Origin of the sequence: Caballeronia sp. GAWG2-1, from assembly GCF_023631405.1 — a bacterium.
Taxonomy (GTDB): Bacteria; Pseudomonadota; Gammaproteobacteria; order Burkholderiales; family Burkholderiaceae; genus Caballeronia.
The window spans coordinates 1-1,988 of sequence record NZ_JALQDD010000057.1; the positions used below are offsets into that span (position 1 = coordinate 1).

The 1,988-nt window shown below is 52.5% G+C and carries 4 protein-coding genes; all 4 read right to left on the bottom strand.

Annotated elements, in window-relative coordinates:
* Nucleotides 1–231, bottom strand: a 231-nt coding sequence (locus NCR98_RS33160) for a hypothetical protein (RefSeq protein ID WP_250528583.1), incomplete at its 3' end; no start/stop codon positions are given.
* A gap of 95 nt (nucleotides 232–326) precedes the next feature.
* A complete protein-coding gene (locus NCR98_RS33165; RefSeq protein WP_250528584.1) occupies nucleotides 327–587 on the bottom strand; it encodes a PAAR domain-containing protein in 261 nt (86 codons plus the stop codon).
* 350 nt (nucleotides 588–937) lie between these two features.
* Complete coding sequence (locus NCR98_RS33170) at nucleotides 938–1,432, bottom strand: hypothetical protein (protein ID WP_250528585.1); 495 nt, start codon at nucleotides 1,430–1,432, stop codon at nucleotides 938–940.
* Between the two features lies 1 nt (nucleotide 1,433).
* Nucleotides 1,434–1,988: RHS repeat-associated core domain-containing protein (locus NCR98_RS33175; protein ID WP_250528586.1), on the bottom strand; the 555-nt coding region annotated here is incomplete at its 5' end.

Below are 1,988 nucleotides of genomic sequence, written 5' to 3' on the forward strand. Positions count from 1 at the left end.
GTGGCGCGTGACGGTCGAATACTGGCCCCGGTAATACGGGCGAACGTGCTGCTCTTCGGCGATCAGGTTGTCCGCATTGTCGTAATGCAGGCGGGTCGTGCTGCCAGCGGCCGTGGCGGTCGCGAGCCGCCCGCGCGCGTCGTAGTAAAAACTCTCGGTCGCTTGCTTGCCGATCGTGCGCGCGGTGAGCCGTCCGATCGGGTCGCGCTCGTAGACCGAGACAGAGGGCATCGTCGCGCTACGCGAGCTCGACGAAGGCGAGGATTCGAGAGCATAGAACAGACGACGCAGCCTTGAGGTGACACGCCGCCTCTGATTAAAGACGATCAATCAATCGAGCCATGATCGCCCAAGGCAATTATTCGACTGCCGCACGCTGTGAGATGGCCATCCAGCGCAACGTGTTCGCCGTTGGTGTCGGTTAGCATGTCCGAGCCTTGAATGATGGGATTGACGCCGTGTTCGGGACATGACACGAGATCGCCCACTCGCGCGCCTTTGCGTCCGTCGATGTCCATCGTGTCTGATCCAGTGATGATGCGGCCGCCGTGGGTGGTGCTGTCGCCTATGCAAGCAATTGATGTCATTTTGTCTCTAACTTAGATCAAGAAAATTGTTATGGTTGGCATAGTGATTGAGGCATCGAATCACTTACTCCGTGGTTGCCTTTGGCTTTTGCTTATGGGCTAAATCAACAGCCGCCTGAAAGTTCTCGCCAGGGTAAAGAAAAGCGAGGCTGCAGTCGTTCACTTGGTCTGGCAACGTCCCGAGCAGCCGCTTTATCCGTAGCTCAAGCTCGCCGGGCGATGGATCGAGCACGCCGGATTCAGAGCAGGGTAGCGCGTTAACATCAATGTTGAACACGGGCGGCTGACCATTACCGCCGAATGAACGAAGGGCCGCGTCAGCGGCCCTTCATTCACTTATAAACCCGTTTTCATTTATTGGCCTGTATCTTTCTCAATCCAATTCCTAGCTCTTTGAGATATGCTGTTTTCTGGATGGTAGCAACCCTCAAATCTTTTGAATCCCAGTCGCGCCAAACAAAGCGATGAGCCAAACCAGTTTGGTATAGAAACGCAAGTTCTCCATCAAAGGCTTCCACTCCTGTAGGTAACGCAATGCAATTTCGAGCATCCGCTACTGAATACTCTTGCCCCGAGACCTTACGAATTTGATTGACCTCTCCATTCCATGCAGCATCATACAAAGCAGAGAACACCACTTCGTGACTGTGCGAAGCATTTTCAATAGTGATTTCACTCTTCGAAAGCCTCGCTATTAAATCAAGAACCGATAGCTCAAGGCTTTCAAGAAGAACCACCTCTTCGAAGTTTCCGATGCTCGTGGTCTCAGACACGAGACGAGTATGCGCAAATTTACGTGACTCTATCGCCGATATCATCTGTATATCGAAACGAAAACGAACCATGTTATCCCTCTCCGCAGTTGCGTTCGCTTGATATGCCATCTTTTTTCATCGCTTCAAAACGTTTCTTCACCTCAGGCGGTATTTCGATGCCGCGCCCCTGCGAAGTATCACCATTCCAATGGACCTTTCCGTTGTTACTATTCCCAAATCGATGAATAACACCGTTTGCGTCCAAGGCATACCAATGCTTACCTTCTGAGTCTGGTATCGCATATTTGTAAAGCTGCTTCGCTTTACATGGCAATATCGAAGTCTTGCCTGCTCCGCCGCCCCTAAAAACACCGGAAGACGGATCATGATGGCCGGGATTTTCATAGTCCGGCTTAGGGCCATGATAGCGGCCAGATTCTCTAGCCAACCCAAGCGGATCAATCCAGCTTATCGGGTTGTTCGCGTACTGAAACGGATTCAGTCCACCCGCTAACCCAATCGGGTCCTTCGATATGAACCGTCCCGTCGCCGGATCGTAGTAACGGTTTCGATTGTAGTGCAGCCCCGTCTCTTCATCGACATACTGCCCCGGAAACCGGATCGCGTTATCCGTCTCAGCCGGGTC

What these genes read in the sequence shown, in the direction of transcription:
- NCR98_RS33165 (WP_250528584.1), bottom strand. Translation starts at nt 587, where the DNA reads ATGACATCAATTGCTTGCATAGGCGACAGCACCACCCACGGCGGCCGC.
- NCR98_RS33170 (WP_250528585.1), bottom strand. Translation starts at nt 1,432, where the DNA reads ATGGTTCGTTTTCGTTTCGATATACAGATGATATCGGCGATAGAGTCA.